Annotated in this window: 16 protein-coding genes; 8 read left to right on the top strand and 8 right to left on the bottom strand. The window is 48.6% G+C overall.

Going from position 1 to position 18,016, the window contains the following annotated elements; translation table 11 throughout:
• Window positions 1–50 precede the first annotated feature (50 nt).
• From WB308_RS08110 to WB308_RS08075, 8 genes are all read left to right on the top strand, one after another.
• Window positions 51–617 (top strand): DJ-1 family glyoxalase III, encoded by a 567-nt coding sequence (locus tag WB308_RS08110; RefSeq protein ID WP_424190748.1) that lies wholly within the window; start codon window positions 51–53, stop codon window positions 615–617.
• Window positions 568–1,350, top strand: a complete 783-nt coding sequence (locus tag WB308_RS08105; RefSeq protein ID WP_424190747.1) for a DUF1566 domain-containing protein — start codon at window positions 568–570, stop codon at window positions 1,348–1,350. Before WB308_RS08110 ends, WB308_RS08105 begins: the two co-directional genes overlap by 50 nt.
• Before the next feature lie 89 nt (window positions 1,351–1,439).
• Window positions 1,440–1,571 (top strand): hypothetical protein, encoded by a 132-nt coding sequence (locus WB308_RS08100; protein WP_424190746.1) that lies wholly within the window; start codon window positions 1,440–1,442, stop codon window positions 1,569–1,571.
• 18 nt (window positions 1,572–1,589) lie between these two features.
• A complete protein-coding gene (locus tag WB308_RS08095; RefSeq protein WP_424190745.1) occupies window positions 1,590–2,855 on the top strand; it encodes a malic enzyme-like NAD(P)-binding protein in 1,266 nt (421 codons plus the stop codon).
• Window positions 2,856–3,302 carry a YaiI/YqxD family protein gene (locus tag WB308_RS08090; protein WP_424190744.1) on the top strand — a complete coding sequence of 149 codons (447 nt, stop codon included), beginning with the start codon at window positions 2,856–2,858 and terminating at the stop codon, window positions 3,300–3,302.
• A gap of 60 nt (window positions 3,303–3,362) precedes the next feature.
• A complete protein-coding gene (gene dnaE / locus WB308_RS08085) occupies window positions 3,363–6,902 on the top strand; it encodes a DNA polymerase III subunit alpha (RefSeq protein ID WP_424190743.1) in 3,540 nt (1,179 codons plus the stop codon).
• 6 nt (window positions 6,903–6,908) lie between these two features.
• On the top strand, window positions 6,909–8,150 hold the full coding sequence (locus WB308_RS08080; RefSeq protein ID WP_424190742.1) for a M18 family aminopeptidase: 1,242 nt from the start codon (window positions 6,909–6,911) through the stop codon (window positions 8,148–8,150).
• Window positions 8,150–9,136 (top strand): sensor histidine kinase, encoded by a 987-nt coding sequence (locus WB308_RS08075; RefSeq protein ID WP_424190741.1) that lies wholly within the window; start codon window positions 8,150–8,152, stop codon window positions 9,134–9,136. The genes WB308_RS08080 and WB308_RS08075 overlap by 1 nt, the downstream gene beginning before the upstream one ends.
• Here the strand turns inward: WB308_RS08075 and WB308_RS08070 are convergent.
• From WB308_RS08070 to WB308_RS08035, 8 genes are all read right to left on the bottom strand, one after another.
• Window positions 9,133–11,340 (bottom strand): EAL domain-containing protein, encoded by a 2,208-nt coding sequence (locus WB308_RS08070; RefSeq protein WP_424190740.1) that lies wholly within the window; start codon window positions 11,338–11,340, stop codon window positions 9,133–9,135. The genes WB308_RS08075 and WB308_RS08070 overlap by 4 nt on opposite strands.
• Before the next feature lie 86 nt (window positions 11,341–11,426).
• The gene (locus tag WB308_RS08065) at window positions 11,427–12,104 is read right to left on the bottom strand and encodes a YggS family pyridoxal phosphate-dependent enzyme (protein WP_424190738.1); all 678 of its coding nucleotides are present in this window, start codon (window positions 12,102–12,104) and stop codon (window positions 11,427–11,429) included.
• Window positions 12,101–13,153: an RIP metalloprotease RseP gene (gene rseP, locus WB308_RS08060; RefSeq protein ID WP_424190736.1), complete on the bottom strand. Its 1,053-nt coding sequence runs from the start codon at window positions 13,151–13,153 to the stop codon at window positions 12,101–12,103. Before rseP ends, WB308_RS08065 begins: the two co-directional genes overlap by 4 nt.
• Window position 13,154: 1 nt before the next feature.
• Window positions 13,155–13,703, bottom strand: coding sequence for a CDP-diacylglycerol--glycerol-3-phosphate 3-phosphatidyltransferase (gene pgsA, locus WB308_RS08055; protein WP_424190733.1), 549 nt, complete (start codon window positions 13,701–13,703; stop codon window positions 13,155–13,157).
• 189 nt (window positions 13,704–13,892) lie between these two features.
• Complete coding sequence (locus WB308_RS08050; RefSeq protein WP_424190731.1) at window positions 13,893–14,669, bottom strand: enoyl-ACP reductase; 777 nt, start codon at window positions 14,667–14,669, stop codon at window positions 13,893–13,895.
• A 4-nt stretch (window positions 14,670–14,673) separates the two neighbouring features.
• A complete protein-coding gene (gene dapA, locus WB308_RS08045; RefSeq protein WP_424190729.1) occupies window positions 14,674–15,567 on the bottom strand; it encodes a 4-hydroxy-tetrahydrodipicolinate synthase in 894 nt (297 codons plus the stop codon).
• Window positions 15,564–16,823, bottom strand: a complete 1,260-nt coding sequence (locus WB308_RS08040; RefSeq protein ID WP_424190727.1) for a M16 family metallopeptidase — start codon at window positions 16,821–16,823, stop codon at window positions 15,564–15,566. Before WB308_RS08040 ends, dapA begins: the two co-directional genes overlap by 4 nt.
• Window positions 16,824–16,861: 38 nt before the next feature.
• Complete coding sequence (locus WB308_RS08035; protein WP_424190725.1) at window positions 16,862–17,920, bottom strand: quinone-dependent dihydroorotate dehydrogenase; 1,059 nt, start codon at window positions 17,918–17,920, stop codon at window positions 16,862–16,864.
• Window positions 17,921–18,016 lie beyond the last annotated feature (96 nt).

The raw sequence follows: 18,016 nt of genomic DNA, 5'->3' as shown, positions 1-18,016 counted from the left end.
TCTTCAATTATCATAAAGCATAACAAAGTAGTAAATGAAAAGGCGTGCAAATGTCCAAAGTTTTAGTTCCAATTGCCGAAGGATTTGAAGAAATCGAAGCGGTGAGTATCATCGATGTGTTGCGTCGAGCTGGGATTGAGGTTATCATGGGATCGTTGAATGATCAGATGATAGTGAAAGGGGCCAATGGGATCAGTGTCCAATGTGATCGCTCGGTCAAAGGATTGAGTGCCGATGACCTCGATATGATCGTCCTTCCCGGCGGATGGGGCGGTACGAAAGCGTTGGCGCAAGACCCTCACATTCAATCGCTGCTTCAAGAGATGGATGCAAAGAGGAAAAATATCGGTGCAATATGTGCCGCTCCGTACGCTCTTTATACGGCCGGAGTACTCAAAGAGGGGTATACGTGCTATCCCAGCGTTGAAGATGAAATCAAAGTACCCGGCTATCGAGGTTCACAAAGTGCCGTAGTGGAAACGGCCAATATCATGACATCACGCGGTCCGGGGACAGCGATCTGCTTTGGTCTCGCCATCGTTAAGAAACTGGTCGGAACGGAAGCGTATGAAGGGCTTCGAGGCGGATTATTGGCGGATACCTGTGCGCCGCTTTAGTCTGCTTTTCTTTCCTCTTCTCGCCTCGTTGGGATGGGGAGAGGATCGATTCTCTCCTACCGAAACGTATACCCAAGAACAGGCCCATGAATATTGCCGTGCTTTAGGGGCATCGTGGCGGCAAATGTCGATACAAGAATTGTTTGCTTTGCCTTCCAACAGTGCATTGAGCGAGGGATTTAGCTACTGGTCCTATAATCGAGGCCCATCAGATAATACCGAAATCGGGACGGGGAGCGAAGGGGATGGCGGTATTATTGCAATGGTGGGATACAGTTTTTACCCCAAAGAGCGTAATATCACCCTTTCGCCTCCGACGAAAAAAATTGCCGTCGCCTGTACGAATCAGCCCTTAAGTAAACCGGAAAAAGTTTATACGCTTACCCCGCACGGGACGGTATCTAAAGAATCAGGACTTCTTTGGCATTCGCTCGATGCCACCGATAAACGTGCCAAATACACCTATGAACACGCTAAAGAGCAATGCGAGAATCTCACCTTGCATGGACGATCATGGCGTTTGCCGACCACGGAGGAGCTGTACGGTATTGTCGATTATGACCATTTTCGTCCGAGTGTCAATATGCACTATTTCGGGGCAATGATGCACCGCTACTATTGGACACAGGATAGTTTGAATGAGCGTGAAGCGTATGTAGTAGGATTTAAACTCGGTTCTGTCGCAACGGCAAACAAAACCGAACCGGCGTATGTGCGCTGTGTATCAGAATAACTGATCTTAAGCACTTTTTCTAAAAGGGGATAAAAGATCAGTTTTCTCCCGCATCCGAAAGATGCGGGTAGCTTCAGGGGGTTGTACGGGTGAAAAGCGTCAAAAATGCCAACGGCTTGGCTTTTTTAGCTTTGAAACCTATGCCGATGTACGAAGTACCGGTTGGGCGTCTCTGCCACTTTGCGGGCTTTGCCCGAAAAATGTGTAACATTAGTGAATAACAAAGAGAAGGAAGAAATTTGAGTCATGACAGCGAATTAAATAAGAGAGCGTTGGATTACCACGCGTACCCCCATCCGGGAAAAATCGCAACGGAAATCACGAAACCGTTTGCATCGCAGGGTGATCTGAGTTTGGCCTACACCCCCGGAGTAGCGGCGCCGTGTCTGGAGATACAGAAAACTCCCGACGACGCCTACCGTTATACCGCAAAAGGCAATTTGGTTGCGGTGATCTCCAACGGTACGGCCGTATTGGGGCTGGGAAATCTGGGAGCCTTGGCTTCCAAGCCGGTGATGGAAGGAAAAGCGATTCTTTTTAAAAAATTCGGTGGACTCGATTCGTACGATATCGAAGTGGATGAGACCGATATCGACCGTTTTTGCGATGTGGTTGCGGCAATTGCTCCGACGTTCGGGGGGATCAACCTCGAAGACATCAAAGCGCCCGAGTGTTTCGAGATTGAACGGCGTCTGGTTGAGCGGCTTGATATCCCCGTGATGCATGACGATCAGCACGGGACGGCGGTGATCTCTTCGGCGGGAATCATCAACGCGGCTCACATCACCGGGCGTTCTTTGGAAAACATGAGAATCGTTATTGTCGGAGCGGGGGCTGCGGCGATTAGCTGCGGGCGGATTTACCGTTTTATGGGGGTGCGTGAAATCTATATGTCCGATTCCAAAGGGCTGATCCATGCAGGCAGAAGTGATCTCAATCCCCAAAAACGAGAATTTGCGGCACCCGAGGGGATGAGCCTTTCCGAAGCGTTTGAGAATGCCGACGTCGCGGTGGGGCTCTCGGCTCCGGGGAGTTTTACGTGTGATCATATCGCGCGTATGGCTTCCAATCCTATCATCTTTACCCTTGCCAACCCGACCCCCGAACTCTTTCCCGAAGAAGTTCGCAGCGTACGAGACGATGCAATCATTGCGACCGGACGGAGCGATTATCCCAACCAGGTGAACAACGTTTTGGGGTTCCCGTTTATTTTTCGAGGGGCAATGGATGTGCGGGCGAAAACGATCAATATGGAGATGAAAGTGGCGGCATCCCATGCTTTGGCAATGTTGACACGTCAAGAGGTTCCGGCGTATCTTAATGAACTGTACGGAACGCAGTTGGAATTCGGCCCTGAGTACATCATCCCTAAACCGTTTGATAAGCGGCTTATCGTCGAAGTCTCCGCAAGTGTAGCCAATGCGGCGGTAAAAAGCGGTGTGGCACGGGTAAAAGAATTTGATCTTGAAGCCTATAAGCATGAACTCAGCGCGAGATTGGGATAAATGAAAATCCTCGTTGATGCTGATGCGTTCCCCAACGCACTCAAAGAAATTCTCCTTCGAGCCGTACTAAAGAGGCAAATTACGACGATTTTCATCGCCAATAAGCGGATCGGTATTCCGGACGTTCACCATGTTTCGATGGAAGTGGTCGCACAAGGCCCCGACGAAGCGGATCACCGTATTGCCGAACTGTGCGAGGCCGAAGATTTCGTCATTACCGCTGACATTCCCCTAGCTGATCGTATTGTGACGATCGGGGCCGTGGCTCTCGATCCGCGCGGAACGATTTATGATGAGAACAACATCAAACATCTCCTCGCGATGCGCAATCTGATGGAAGAGTTGCGCAATAACGGCGAGATCACGGGCGGCCCCAGTGCTATCGGGGAAAAAACGGTGCGGGCATTTGCAGACGGGCTGAATAAAGTGCTTTCCAAACGGCTGTAAAAGCTCCCCTTTACCGTCGAGATACTATAATCTTTTTACTTTTTTCCAAGGCATTTTTTCATGAGTACAATCCCCCCCTTTACCCACCTCCATCTCCATACCGAATACTCCCTTCTCGACGGTGCAAACAAGATCTCCGCACTGGCCTCTCGCGTCAAAGAGCTGGGGATGACCTCGGTGGCGATGAGCGATCACGGGAATATGTTCGGGGCGATCGATTTTTATCAGCAGATGCGCAAAGAGGGGATCAAACCGATCATCGGGATGGAGGCGTATATCCATAACGGTGAGGAATTAGGGGATAAAACGATCAAACAGCGTTTTCACGTTTGTTTGTTTGCTAAAAACGAAGCGGGTTATAAAAACCTGATGTACCTCTCCTCTCAGGCCTATATCAACGGCTTTTACTATTTTCCCCGCATTAACAAACAGCTTCTCCGTGAGAACTGCGAGGGGATTATCTGTACCTCGGCGTGTTTGCAGGGGGAGGTGAATTGGCATCTCAACACCAACAGCGAACGTAACGTCAAAAACGGGGCGTTAGGGTTTGAAGAGGCGAAGCGGATTGCGTTGGAGTACAAAGAGATATTCGGGGATGATTTTTACATGGAGATCATGCGCCACGGGATCGCCGATCAGCTCTTTATTGACGAGCAGGTGATCCGTATCTCTCAAGAAACGGGGATTAAACTCGTCGCGACCAACGACACCCACTACACCTATGCCGACGATGCGCAGTATCACGAAGCGTTTATGTGTATCGGGATGAATAAACTCTACGACGACCCAAAGCGGATGCGCCACTCCGTTCATGAGTTTTATATCAAATCGCCTGAGCAGATGGCACGCCTTTTTGCCGACATCCCCGAAGCGTTGTATAACACCCAAGAGATTGTCGATAAGTGTCAGCTCGAACTCAAACTCGGTAACCCGACACCCCCAAATTTTAAATTTACGACCGAATACGCTCTCGAAGAGGGGCTTAATATCGAAGAGGATTCGGAGTATTTTATCCACCGCTGCCGTATCGGTCTCGAAGAGCGTCTGATTCACGTTCCTGCCGAACGCCATCAGGAATATCGCGACCGTCTCGAATTTGAGATGCAGGTGATTAACCAGATGAAATTCCCTGGCTATATGCTCATCGTTTGGGATTTCGTCCGTGAAGCGAAACGGATGGGGATCGCCGTAGGACCGGGACGGGGATCGGCTGCAGGGAGCCTTGTCGCCTATAGTCTTGAGATCACCGATATCGACCCGATGAAATACGATTTGCTTTTCGAGCGTTTTCTCAATCCGGAGCGGGTATCGATGCCCGATATCGATATGGACTTTATGCAGGCGCGGCGCGGCGAGATCATCGATTACGTCGTCCGCAAATACGGGCGGGAGCAGGTAGCGCAGATCATTACCTTCGGTTCGCTCCTAGCCAAAGGGGTTATTCGCGACGTTGCGCGGGTTTTAGAGATGCCTCTCTCCCAAGCCGACATGATGGCCAAACTGATCCCCGATGAGCTGGGGATTACCCTAAACGGGAAGACCAAAGGGGGAGAATTCAAACCGGGAGCCTTCCAAAAAGAGCCGAAGATTCAGGAACTCGTCGAATCCGATCCGCAGATCGCGCGGGTGTGGGAGTTTTCTAAAAAGCTCGAAGGGCTTAAACGCAATGCGGGGATGCACGCGGCGGGAGTCGTTATCTCTAACGAACCGCTGTGGAAGAAAACCCCGATCTACAAACCCTCAGGGGAGGAGACGTTTGTCACCCAATATTCTCTGAACTATCTCGAAGACATCGACCTGATCAAATTCGACTTCTTGGGACTCAAAACCCTCGACGTGATCGATAACGCGATCAAACTGATCAAAAAGCGTTACGACGTAGAGGTTAATTGGCATAAAATTGACGAAAATGATCCGAAAGTATACGAGATTATCCAAAGCGGGGATACGATCGGGATGTTCCAGATTGAGAGTTCGGGGATGCAGGATTTGAACAAACGTCTCAAACCCAGCTCTTTCGAAGACTTGATCGCGGTTCTGGCCCTTTACCGTCCGGGACCGATGGAATCGGGGATGCTGGATGATTTTATCGAGCGTAAACACGGCCGTCAGGCGATCAGCTACACGTTTGCATCGATGGAGCCGATCCTCAAACCGACGTATGGGGTCATCGTTTACCAAGAGCAGGTTATGCAGATCGTACAAACGGTCGGGGGAATGAGCCTCGGTGGGGCGGACATCGTTCGCCGTGCGATGGGTAAGAAAAAAATCGAAGAGATGCAAAAATACAATAAAGAGTTCTCGGAAGGGGCAGCCAATCAGGGACTCGATTACAAAAAAGCCTCCGAACTCTTCGATCTGATCGAAAAATTTGCCGGATACGGGTTCAACAAATCCCACTCGGCGGCGTATGCGATGGTTACGTTCCAAACCGCATGGCTCAAGACGTACTATCCGCAGGAGTTTATGGCGGCACTCCTCACCTCGGAGAAAGACAACACCGATAAAGTCGTCAAATACATCGACGAAGCCAAGCGGATGAAAATCTTCCTCGGAGCTCCCGATATCAACCACTCACAGCTCGAATTCTCCGCGATCAACAAAGACGGTCAGGATCAGATCCTTTTCGGTCTTGGGGCGATCAAAGGGGTCGGGGAAGCGGCGGTCGAATCGATTTTGGAAGCGAGAGCCGAGGGGGAGTTTAAAGATATTCAAGACTTCATCAACCGTATCGAGCCTCAAAAAGTGAATAAAAAAGTGATCGAGTGCATCATCAAAGCCGGGGGATTGGATCATTTCGGCTACTCCCGCCGTGCGCTGATCGAGCAGGTCGAAACCCTTGTCGAAACGGCGAAAAAAGGGTCGTCTTTGAAAAAAGATGCCCAATTCAGCCTTTTCGGGGATGATGAAGAGGTAACGGCCGTCGAGCTCAACCTCAAAAACATGGAGGAGTTTGACCTCAAAAGCCTCCTCGATTTCGAGAAAGACACCCTGGGCTTCTACGTCTCTGGTCATCCCCTTGACAACTTCCGCGAGCAAATTGACGCGATCAACTATACCCTCTCCAGTGAAGTTGAAAATATCGAAGATGGATCGAGTGCCATTTTCATTGGTAAGGTCGAAGAGATCACGAAAAAGATGTCGAAAAAAGGGTCGCAGTTCGGATTAGTCAGTCTGATGGACTTTCATGGCAATATCGAGATGATGCTGTTCAGCGATAAACTTGAGCAGCTCGAACAAATGGATTTGGATGAACCGATCGCGTTCAAGGTCAAAGTGACCCACACCGAGATGTTCACCCGCATCAGTGTCACGAAGATTATGACCCTGAACGAAGCGAAAAAAGAGGCGAAAAAGGTGGAGACCAAAATCGTCGAAAACCTTCCGCCGCAGGAGCCGTTGCAGCTGCGACTCCGTCTGAGCGACAACCTTGAGACGTTAGAGAAACTCTATACCCTCGTCCGCCGTCATCCGGGACGCCGTGAGATTAAACTCACCATCGTCTCGAAACTCGCCGATGTCGTCATCGATTCGGCGATACGGGTGGATAATAAGGTGATTGAAGAGTTAAGTGTGCTGGAAGATGTGGATGTTATATAGGAGACAATGATGCGTGAATTTAACGAAGAGATGATCCATTTTATCGATGCTTCCCCGACCCCGTTTCATGCGGTGATGTGGATGGCGAAAACGTTGGAATGCCGGGGGTTTATCCGACTGGCTGAAGATGAGGAATGGGAACTGGAGATCGGGTCTGATTATTACGTCACCCGCAACGATTCCTCGATTATCGCCTTTACCTATCCTCCGTGTGCCGAAAAAGGGTATACCATTGTCGGAGCCCATACCGATTCTCCCCATCTGCGTCTCAAACCGACTCCTCTGACGACCTCTGCGGGGGTAAAACGGTTGGGGGTGGAGCCTTATGGCGGAGTGTTGCTGAACCCGTGGTTTGATCGGGATTTGGGGCTTGCCGGGCGTGTCGTCTATTTGGAAGGGGAAGTGCGCAAAGAGGCATTGATCAATATCAATCTTCCCATCGCCGTTATCCCCTCGCTGGCCATCCATCTCGATCGGGATGCCAACAGCTCCCGCTCCATCAACGCCCAATCCGATATTGTCCCCCTCATTGCGACGGGGGATGTCGATTTTGAGTCGTTTATCCTTTCACATATCCAGGAGGATAGCAGCCATTTGACCCTTTTGGCGCATGAACTCAGTTTCTATGATTGTCAAAAAGGGGGATTTGTAGGGATTAATCAAGAGTTTATAACCTCCGCGCGGCTGGACAACCTCCTCAGCTGTTATGTGGGGCTGCAGGCGTTGCTGGAGAGCTCTTATCCCATGATGCTCGCGTGCATGGATCACGAAGAGGTGGGGAGTGATTCGCACGTAGGGGCAGGGGGGACGTTTGTGGAAGAGACGCTGCGCCGCATTGCGGGTGAAGAGTTCGGGACGCTGATGCGCCGTTCACTGATGGTATCGTGCGATAATGCCCACGCACAGCACCCCAATTTCCCGAGTAAGCATGAGAGCGAGCATGCCCCGATTCTGAATCAGGGGGTTGCGATCAAGATCAACTCCAATCAGCGTTACGCAACGAGCTCACGGACACAGGGACGATTCGTCCAGTGTGCCAGAGCCCTCCATATCCCGACCCAAATTTTTGTGACTCGCAGTGATATGGGATGCGGTTCGACCATCGGCCCCATCAGTGCTACCCACTTAGGAATCGAGACCATCGATGTGGGTGTCCCGACGCTCGGGATGCACTCGATTCGTGAACTCTCAGGGATCAGCGATGCGTATGGACTGTATCGTATTTTGATGCACTTGGGTGATTATTAATGTCAGAATCGATCTCCCCCGCAGAGCTCAAAGCCCTCATCGATCAAACCTATAAGGTTGAAGAGGAGTACGTAGCTCTGCGCCAATCGTATAATCATCTGCAAAGTACGATTGAACAGGTCATCGAGTTTTTGCCCAACGCGATATGGATCGTGGAGTCGGATGGGTCCATTTTTTTGCAAAATTCGCAAGGGAAGGATCTGGAGAAACTTTTTGAAACCCTTCATCTGGACGATGAAGATTACGAGATAACGTTTAATGAACGCTCCTATTTGATCAAATCAGCCCATCATAATGAAAAACGTTTGTTGAGCGCTACCGATATTACGGAGCAAAAGCGAAAAGAAAATCTTGCTACGATGGGGCAGATGGCGGCGCATCTCTCCCATGAAATCCGTAATCCTGTTGGCTCCATCGCTTTGCTCGCCTCCACACTGATGAAGCGGGTAATACCCGAAAATCGTCCGATCGTCGAAGAGATTCAAAAATCGCTTTATCGGATTGAGAGGATCATTAAAGCGACATTGATGTTTTCCAAAGGGGTGAGTGCTCAAAAAAATCCCATAAGATGGTGGCAGATACGCGAAGCGCTGTTGAGCGCTATCGGGTATTACAGTTATGGCAAAAATATTGAGTTTGTTTTTCCGGAAGAGGATTTTGAACTCATCGGGGATCTGGATTTGTTGACGATGCTGTTTAGCAATTTTGTTTTTAATGCGATCGATGCGATTGAACTGGATGAAGAAGAGGAGGGGAAAATCGAAATCACCCACTCTTTCAAGGGGCTTGTCCATACGTTTGAGATTTACGATACGGGGATTGCGATTGAAAATAAAAAGTGGCTCTTTGAAGCGTTTAAAAGTACCAAAGAGCGCGGAAACGGTTTAGGACTGGTACTTTCCAAAAACATTGTTGAATCGCACGGCGGAGAGGTCGGAGTGTGTGAAGGAAACCGCAAAGGATTTCGGTTCACCCTTTCATCCTAGAGGGGCTTAGGTTCCCCCAAATAATACCCTTGCAGATAGTCTACACCCAGCTCTTTACATTTTGCATAGACCGCTTCGGAATGGACAAACTCAGCTACGGTCTGAAAACCTAAATGTTTCGAGAATTCGGTGACGGCGGTTACAATGGTTTGGGCATTGGTATCGGTATCGATATTGCGGATCAAGGAACCGTCGATTTTTAGGATATCCACGTCGAGTTTGATAATATGGGCGAAATTGGAATAGCCGGTACCAAAATCGTCGATCGCGATACGGCATCCGAATTGTTTCATTTCGGCGATAAAGGCAGAGACCTCTTGGTAATTTTCGATCCCCTCACTCTCTAAAAGCTCAATAATGATACGGTCGCTATGGACGGAATCACGGAGTTTGTAAGTTAAAAACTCTTTGGTCGGTTTATCGAAAATATCATCCACCGAAAGATTGATCGAATAGGTATGGGGTGTACTCTCCAACATTTTAAACACGCCGTCAATGACAAACTGAGAGAGTAACGGATAGAGACGGGATTGTTTTGCCGCAGGGAGAAAATAACCCGGGGAGACTATGGACCCATTCTCATCGATCATCCGAACAAGGGCTTCGTATTCCATCAACTCTCCGTTTTTTGCATTAAAAACCGGCTGATAGTGGAGGCAAAAGCGTTTTTCTTCAATGGCCTCTTTGAGCTTTTTGTTCCACAAAATATTGTGTTGGTACTCTTGTTTAATTTGCATGCTTTCATCGTAAAGGAGATAACTCAGGTGTCTTTTTTTAGCCGATTTGAGTGCCATATCGGCATTGGCAAGGAGGTTTTGGGTATGCGTGCGTCTAAGCGCGATGTCCATCCCCATGGTTAGGGTAACATAGATACTGGCCCCGTGCAAATCGTAGTACTGAGACTGAAGATGATGAATGATGCTGAGGCGAGATGCTTCTAACTGGGTGATCCCCATCGGTTCATTGAGGGTAATGGCATATTCATCCGAGGGCATTTTATAAAGCTGCATCGGTAAATCGACAATGGCTTCTTGAATCGATTGGGTTAGGGCTAACAGAGTCTCATCCCCGATCGCATGACCGTAAAAATCGTTAATTTCTTTGAAATTATCGATATTCAGAAGCATAAGAGCGTAGAAATTATTCTTTTCGATGTCTCGAATCAAGGCATTCCGATTGGGAAGAGAGGTGAGATAATCGGTGTAGAGCTGATGTTCGAGTTTTTGATTTAGTTCACGCGTAATTTGGGCATCTTTGTCAATTCGACGAATCAAAATTCGAAAACCGTAATGCAATATAATGCCGATGATGGTCAGTAAAAGCAAACTGATTACAAGAAGATTGCGAATCTCTTTATGATACTCATTGACGTCATTGGTGATGTCAAATGCACACGTCATCATCGCAATCGTGTCATTTTTATAATCGCTTAAGGGACGGGAAGCAATGACATACGTAGCGTTACCGATTTCATAACGGTTGCTTTTGTCAAATCTAAAACCGGCGGGGAGGTGATCGAAGAGGGGATCATTCGAAGAGACGAGAGAATAGCCGCTATACTGAGTTTTAACCACATCCGGCAACAAAACTTTGAGCCGTTTGGAATCAAAGGCAATGGCACTTTTAATGCCGGAGTGGGAATTAAGCCGTTCTTGGACACGGTCGATTTTAGCTACGGTCTGCAGAATACCGACGAAGGTCTGATTGTTAAAGATCGGGATGATGGTCACTACTGCGACATCATAGATCGTGACATCCAACGTTGTAATCGCTTGTCGGGTTTTGATTGCATGCGCCAATACAGGGCGTTTGTGAAGAATATTGTCACCAAATTTGTGAGGATCTTGGATACGGAGGAAATGGACACCATCCGCACCGATAAATCCGCTTAAATCAACCTCTCCGCGCTTTTTTGCCTCACTAAAATAAGGGAGTGCCAGCTGATAGAGCTTCTGGCGATCGTGTGAGGCAAAAGCGTCCACGAGCTCACGGTTTCCCGCCATTTGGCAGGCCAGTTCGGTTAACCCTTTTTGGGTATCCAGCATTGCCAAATCAAAAGAGTTGCGCAATAAGGCACGATGGGAGGATGTTTTTTCATCCAATACTTTTTTTTTGTCTTGGGCAATCGTGATAATAAAAATGATGATGAGTAAGGTAACGAGCGCCATAGCATAGAGTATTGCCCTCTGTTTGATTCTATTCACTACTTTACCCTTCTTCGCCTATTCAATCTTATTATAACATAGGAAACAGGCGATTGTAGCGAAAGAAGGGGGGAAAAGGGGAAAAGTTACCCTTTTGGAAACAGAATAGAGCCTAGTCGGATCAGGTTGGAACCCGATTCGATCGCCAGTTCAAAATCACCGCTCATCCCCATGGAACAAACCGTAGCGTTCGGAAGTGTTTCAAAAATACGGCGGGTTGTTTCAAAGCTTTTGCGAACAATGGTCGGATCATCGACATGCGCTCCGATAGACATCACCCCTTGCAGATGAAGTCTCGGGCACTCTTCGTGTATTTGAGCGTATTTTTCGTTGATCTCTTCAGGGAGAAAACCGCTTTTACTCTCTTCATACGCCGAATTGATTTGAATCAAAGCACGCAAAGTCATATTCTCCCGCTCCAGCCTCTCATTGAGTGCGTGGGCAAGCTCTACAGAGTCGATGGAATGAAGAAGATGGGGACGTACGCTCAAGAGATGATTGATCTTGTTTTTTTGCAGTGTTCCGATGAAATGCCATTCGATGGGGAGATCTTTCAAGGCTTCGCTTTTGGCGATAAGGTCTTGAACTTTGTTCTCTCCAAATGCTCTTTGCCCGATAGCATAAAGAGCGGCAATCGCCTCAGCATCGACGTATTTGCTTGCGGCGACAATCTTGACAATGTGATGATCGTTTACCCGTAAACGGGCTTTTTCAACCCGTTCGATAATCCGGTCAAAGTGAAGTTTTTGTTCCAGTGTAGTCATTGCATCAACCTTGTTATATCGTTATAAAGTCCCAAACTCATGAGAGCGAGTAATAGGATCCATCCACCAATGGTGAGTTGTGCTATCACCGCTTCGCTCGGTGCTTTGCGGCGGATCATTTCATAAAGATTAAACATAATGTGCCCCCCGTCAAGGGCAGGGATCGGAAGGAGATTGAGAACACCCAGATTGACGGAAATCAAAGCGGCAAAGAAACAGAGACTCATCCATCCGTATTCGGCGGCGTCGGCAGTGATTTTTGTGATACTGACGACTCCTCCTACCTCGGAAGCGGGTACGATTCCGGTAAGAAGTTTCTGAACACTTTGAAAAATAAGAAAAGAGGTTTCATACGTTTGCTTGGACGCATAGGCGATGGTTTCGCTAAAACTCAGATCGAGGGTATGGGTGACACCTGCGGGGGCGATCCCGACCATCCGTTGTTGAACCGTCTCTTTAAAAATATTTTGCGTTTCGGTGATTTTTGGGGTAATACTCAGAAGATGAACCATGTTTTGGCGCTCAATCTGCAGTGTCAGTGTCCCGACGGAGGATTTGACCGCATCGGAAAGTTCATTCCATTCGGTAATTCTTTCTCCGTTGATCGAGCGGACGATGTCCCCCTTTTGAAGTCCTGCGGCAGCTGCCGGAGACTCTTTTGCCACACTCCCGATGATAGGAGAGAGAGCTTGCGGCCCCCCTAGGGCGATGGCATAAAAAAAGACCCATGCGAGGGCAAAGTTAGCGAGCGGCCCGGCGAGGAGGATTATGATCCGCTGCCACGGCTTTTTCGTCGTATAGCTGTCATTGTCACTGCTGATCGCGGTAGGATCGGAGTCGTCTTGTCCCTTCATCTTGACGTAACCGCCTAAGGGGATGGCGGAGATTTGCCACTGGGTACCGAGCCACTGAAAGGAGAGAAGTTTTTTACCGAAACCGATGCTGAATACTTCGACGTAAACGCCGAAAAAACGGGCGGCGCTGTAGTGCCCGAGTTCATGGAAAAAAATGAGGGCCGAGAGGACGGCAAGGGCGATTAACCACGACATATTAGAGTTTTCCTTTATAAGCTTTGGCAAATCCGACGAGGTATTCCGCTCCTGAATAGACGGTTAGGGCTACGGCGATCCAGAGGAGTGTATCCCCAAACGGCCAGTGCATCAGCAAAATTCCAATGGCAATCATTTGGGCAACGGTTTTTACTTTACCTGCCCACGAAGCGCTGATATCGATCCCCTCGGATAAGGAAAGGGTGCGCAACCCCGTAATAAAGAGTTCCCGTACAATGATGATATAGATGGCCCATGCAGAAGCATCCCCGCTCATCATAAGACCTAAAAAAGCGGCCAAGGTCAACATCTTATCGGCGAGCGGATCGAGAATCTGTCCGACAATGGTGATTTGATCCAGTTCACGTGCGACGTAACCGTCAAAAAAGTCGGTAATACTGGCGATAACAAAGAGCAAGGAGGCGGTATAGTAGCTCCAACTGATATGCCATCCCATATCGGTGAAGATTTGAGGATTAAGGATGATCCAAAACATCACCGGGGCGATGAGGAGGCGGATAAATGCTAAGATATTGGGAATGTTAAACACCAAGTTTACCTTTAAGGCAGGTTATGTAAAGCGCGGTTAACTGCGCGTGGGCTTTGCGCCGAGCAAAACTCAGCGTTAGCATGAGAACCGTTATGAATGTGAGAAACCTCACATTCATAGGTTCGGAACCAAAGGCGAAGGTTTTAACCCGCCGTCGGCAAAAGGGCTTTGCTCTTTTGGTGTATATAATTAACGAAAAGTAGTTCCACCGTCAACGATGATCGTTTGCCCGGTGATCCAGCTTGCTTCTTCGGTGCAGAGGAAATAGACAGCGCCGGCGATGTCGTTCGGGCTTCCCATGCGATTGAGAGCGGAGCGTTTGATCGTTTCGGCTTTGACCTCTTCGTAGTTCGTGAACGCTTTGAGTGCATCGGTATCAATCGGTCCGCCGGATACGGCATTGACACGAATATTCATTTCACCGAGTTCGACTGCTGCGTAACGGCTCATCGCTTCGACGGCCGCTTTGTTGGTTCCATGTCCAGCATAGTTTTCAATGTAGATCAGGTTTCCGGTACTCGACATCGTCACCACGGCACCGCCGCCTACTTTTTCCATCCGTTTTGCCGCTTCTTGGGTTCCTACAACAAACGCGTTGACGGTTGCGGTATAGATGTTGTTGAGTCCGCGGGGTTTAAGACGCATAAATTTACCGTATCCGCCGACAACGGGACGGCCATAAATCATTGCGTTGCTGACGAAAAAATCGACGCGGTCGAAATCGGCATCAATGGCTTCGAAGAGGGGCTTGAATTCATCGGTTTCTAAAATATTGAGGGGATAGGCTCGTGCTTTAATACCGTATTTGCTCTCCCATTCCTGTGCCAAAATACTGGCTGTCTCCGCATTGGAGTTGTAGGTGAAGGCAATATTGACACCCTTTTGCGCAAATTTTTCAGCAATAGCCTGACCTATCCCTTTGGTAGCTCCGGTGATAACGAGTGTTTTACCTTGCATATTTGTCATTCTTTTATACTCCTACAATGTTGTAATTTTTCATAACGGCTTCGAGCTTTTTCATGTTTTCACTGCTTGGGGGAACCAGTGGAAGGCGATATTCGAGGGTATCAATGAGTCCGGCAATAAACATTGCCGCTTTGATCATGACCGGATTGGATTCGAGAAAGAGGACCTTGTTGATGGGAAATAGAGCGTCATTGATTGCTTTTGAACCGATAAAGTCGCCGGAGAGGGCTTTGGAAACAAGAGCGCTTTTCATATCCGGCAAGAGGTTGGAGGTAACGGAGGTGATTCCGGCACCGCCGCAGGAGAGGATGGCGTAATCGATGGCATCATCCCCTGAAAAGACTTTGAGTTCCGGCCGGCGGGAAAGGAGCTCGATGGATCGCTCGATACTCCCTGTCGCCTCTTTGATACCGTAGATGTTCGGAACATCATCAAAGAGTCGGATGACGGTATCGGCACTGATGTCGACAACGGTTCGCCCCGGCACGTTGTAGAGCATAAACGGAAGTTCCGGAACCGACTCGGCAATCGCTTTATAGTGCTGATAGAGCCCCTCTTGCGAAGGTTTGTTGTAATACGGAGCCACCGAAAAGATAGCATCGACACCGCATTTTTGAGCTGTGCGAGCCGCTTCGATCGCTTCAGCCGTTGAGTTGCTTCCTGCCCCTGCGAGTACTTTGGTTTTGGTCCCCTTGCAAACGCTTACCGCAATTTCCATACAGATGCGGTCTTCATCATAACTGAGGGTTGCACTTTCTCCCGTCGTTCCGACAGGACAAACCGCATCTATCCCGTTGTTGATTTGGCGTTGAACCAGATCAGCGTATTTTTGCTCATCCAATTTTCCGTTTTTAAAAGGGGTTATCAAGGCGGTTGTTGAGCCTGTTACTAGATTCATTTTTGACCTTTTCGTAGGATTATCGTCGTTGATTTTTCAGGGACAAGATAGCGTTTGGCGACCGTTTGAATTTCATCGGGTTTCAGGGCTTCGATCGCCGATTCATACCGCATCAACGGAGAAATGTCTCCGCGGGCGAGATAACTGCCAAACAAATCGGCCACCGACGTCGAACTCTCGAGGGAGTAGATGAAATCGGCTCGGGTATTAATCTTGATTTTGTTCAGTTCAGCCTCTTCTACCGGTTTGTTTTGGAGGCTTCGGATAACGTCCCAGATCTCTTTTTCGACGCTTTCGGCTTGAATGCCGTTATTGCAAACGGCCAAAAATAAAAAGACGCCCGGATCGATATTTTCCATGTTGTAGGCATAGATTTGATTGACAAGCCGTTTTTCATCGACCAAAATACGGTTGAGACGTGAACTTTTCCCCGTACTGAGCATTTCGCTGAGGGCTGAGAGTTTCGGTTGATCGGCATGCTGAAAGTTCGGAATCGGGAAAGAGATGGCTAACATCTCCACTTCCGATTCTTTATTGACGATGACACGGCGTTCACCGTCTTGCTCCGGTTCAATGATTTTTTTCTCAGGGATATCGACCGTATTAGGGACGTTTCCGAAGTGTTTTTGCGCCTCTTCGAAAACTCTATCGGCCGTTATGTCTCCCGTAACGACTAAAATAGCGTTTTTCGGCTGATAATAGGTTTTGTGAAAACTCCGAATATCCTCCAGTGTCCAGGTTTGAATATCGTTCATAAAGCCGATCGGGGTCCAGTGATACGGGTGGTAGACATAGGCGCTGTTAAAGAGGCGGAAATAGAGATACCCCATCGGATTGTTATCGGTTCTCCACCGCCGCTCTTCGGCAACGACGTTACGCTCGGGCTGAAACTCATCGTCTTTGAGATTGAGATTTTGCATCAGCTCCGCAAAAAGGGAGAGTGATTTGGGGAGATTTTCGGTACTGGATTTGATGTAGTAGTGGGTATAGTCAAATCCGGTCGAGGCGTTGTTCAATCCGCCGACACTTTTCACCTCTTCGTCAAATTCACCCGCTTTGAGGTTTTTCGTCGATTTGAAGTTCATGTGTTCGAGCATATGGGCAATACCGCTTTTGCCCATCACTTCGTTTCGGCTTCCTACCTGATAAAAAATATCGGTAGAGATCACCTGCGAGCCGTTATCCATCGGAATGGCAACAACTTGTAATCCGTTGGAGAGGGTTGACGTTTCATAGTGAGGCAGTGATGAGGCCATAAGGGTTCCTAAACTCAAAATTGTAGCGGCGAGAATTTTCATCGCCGATCAGCGCCGATTGCTTCGGTAATGGAGGTATAGCCATCGGATGCCAAGAGATCGATAAGGCCGCTGTTGATCTCTTCGATCACTTCGGGACCTTTGAAAATCAGCGAGGTGTAGATTTGTACGAGTGAAGCTCCTGCACGTATGCGTCGGTACGCTTCTTCGGGGGTACTGATGCCGCCGACACTGATCAAGGTCGTTTTTCCGTAGAGTTCGCGTGCAATCGCATCGAAGATGTAAAAACTCCGTTCGCGCAATACTTCACCGCTGAGCCCTCCCATATCTTCGGGTTCGGAGACGAGGGAATAATCGATCGTCGTATTGGTCGCAATAATTCCGTCCGCTCCGCTTTCCACAGCATGTACACAGAGGGCAACGGCTTGATCTTCAGTCATGTCGGGGGCGATTTTCAACAAAATCGGCTTATGCGTGATCGCTTTGGCTTCGGCGAAAAGCTGACTGATAAACGCTTCGTTTTGCAAATCGCGCAGCCCCGGAGTGTTCGGGGAGGAGATGTTGATAACCATGTAGTCGGCGTATTCATGAAGCGCTTTGATCAACGTTGTGTAGTCTTTGATCGCTTTATCTTCAGGGGTGATTTTATTTTTTCCGATATTGACGCCGATAGGGGTACTGAAAGGGTAGATGTTTTTAAGACGGTGAGAGATGCGGAAGAGTCCGTCATTGTTGAATCCCATCGCATTTTGAAGCGATTCTTCTTCGATGTGTCTCCACAAACGAGGACGGGGATTTCCCTCTTGGGGTTTTGGGGTGAGGGTACCGATTTCACTAAAACCGAATCCCATCGACATCACCCCGTGAAACATCGTCGCATTTTTATCGAACCCTGCCGCCAGTCCGACGGGGTTCAAAAAGGTACGTCCGAAAAGTTCCTGGGTGAGGGAAGGGTGGCTAATAAAATGTTTGGCCATCCAGCCGTTTACAAGCGGGGGACAAAAACTCGCACTGCGCAATACTGCAGCGGCAAGGGTATGGGCACTTTCGGGTTGAAGTTTAAAAAGCCAGGGTTTTAACGATTCGTAATCAAACATACCATCCGCCTCATCAGGATTAAAGTTGACGCGATTATACTCAAAAAAGGTTGAATGGTTTGTTAATAGACTTCAGCATAACAAAGCGTTATGAAA

The organism is Sulfuricurvum sp., assembly GCF_049587615.1.
Lineage (GTDB): Bacteria > Campylobacterota > Campylobacteria > Campylobacterales > Sulfurimonadaceae > Sulfuricurvum.
Note: the sequence above shows the minus strand (reverse complement) of the source record. Positions and strands in the feature narration are given on the sequence as shown.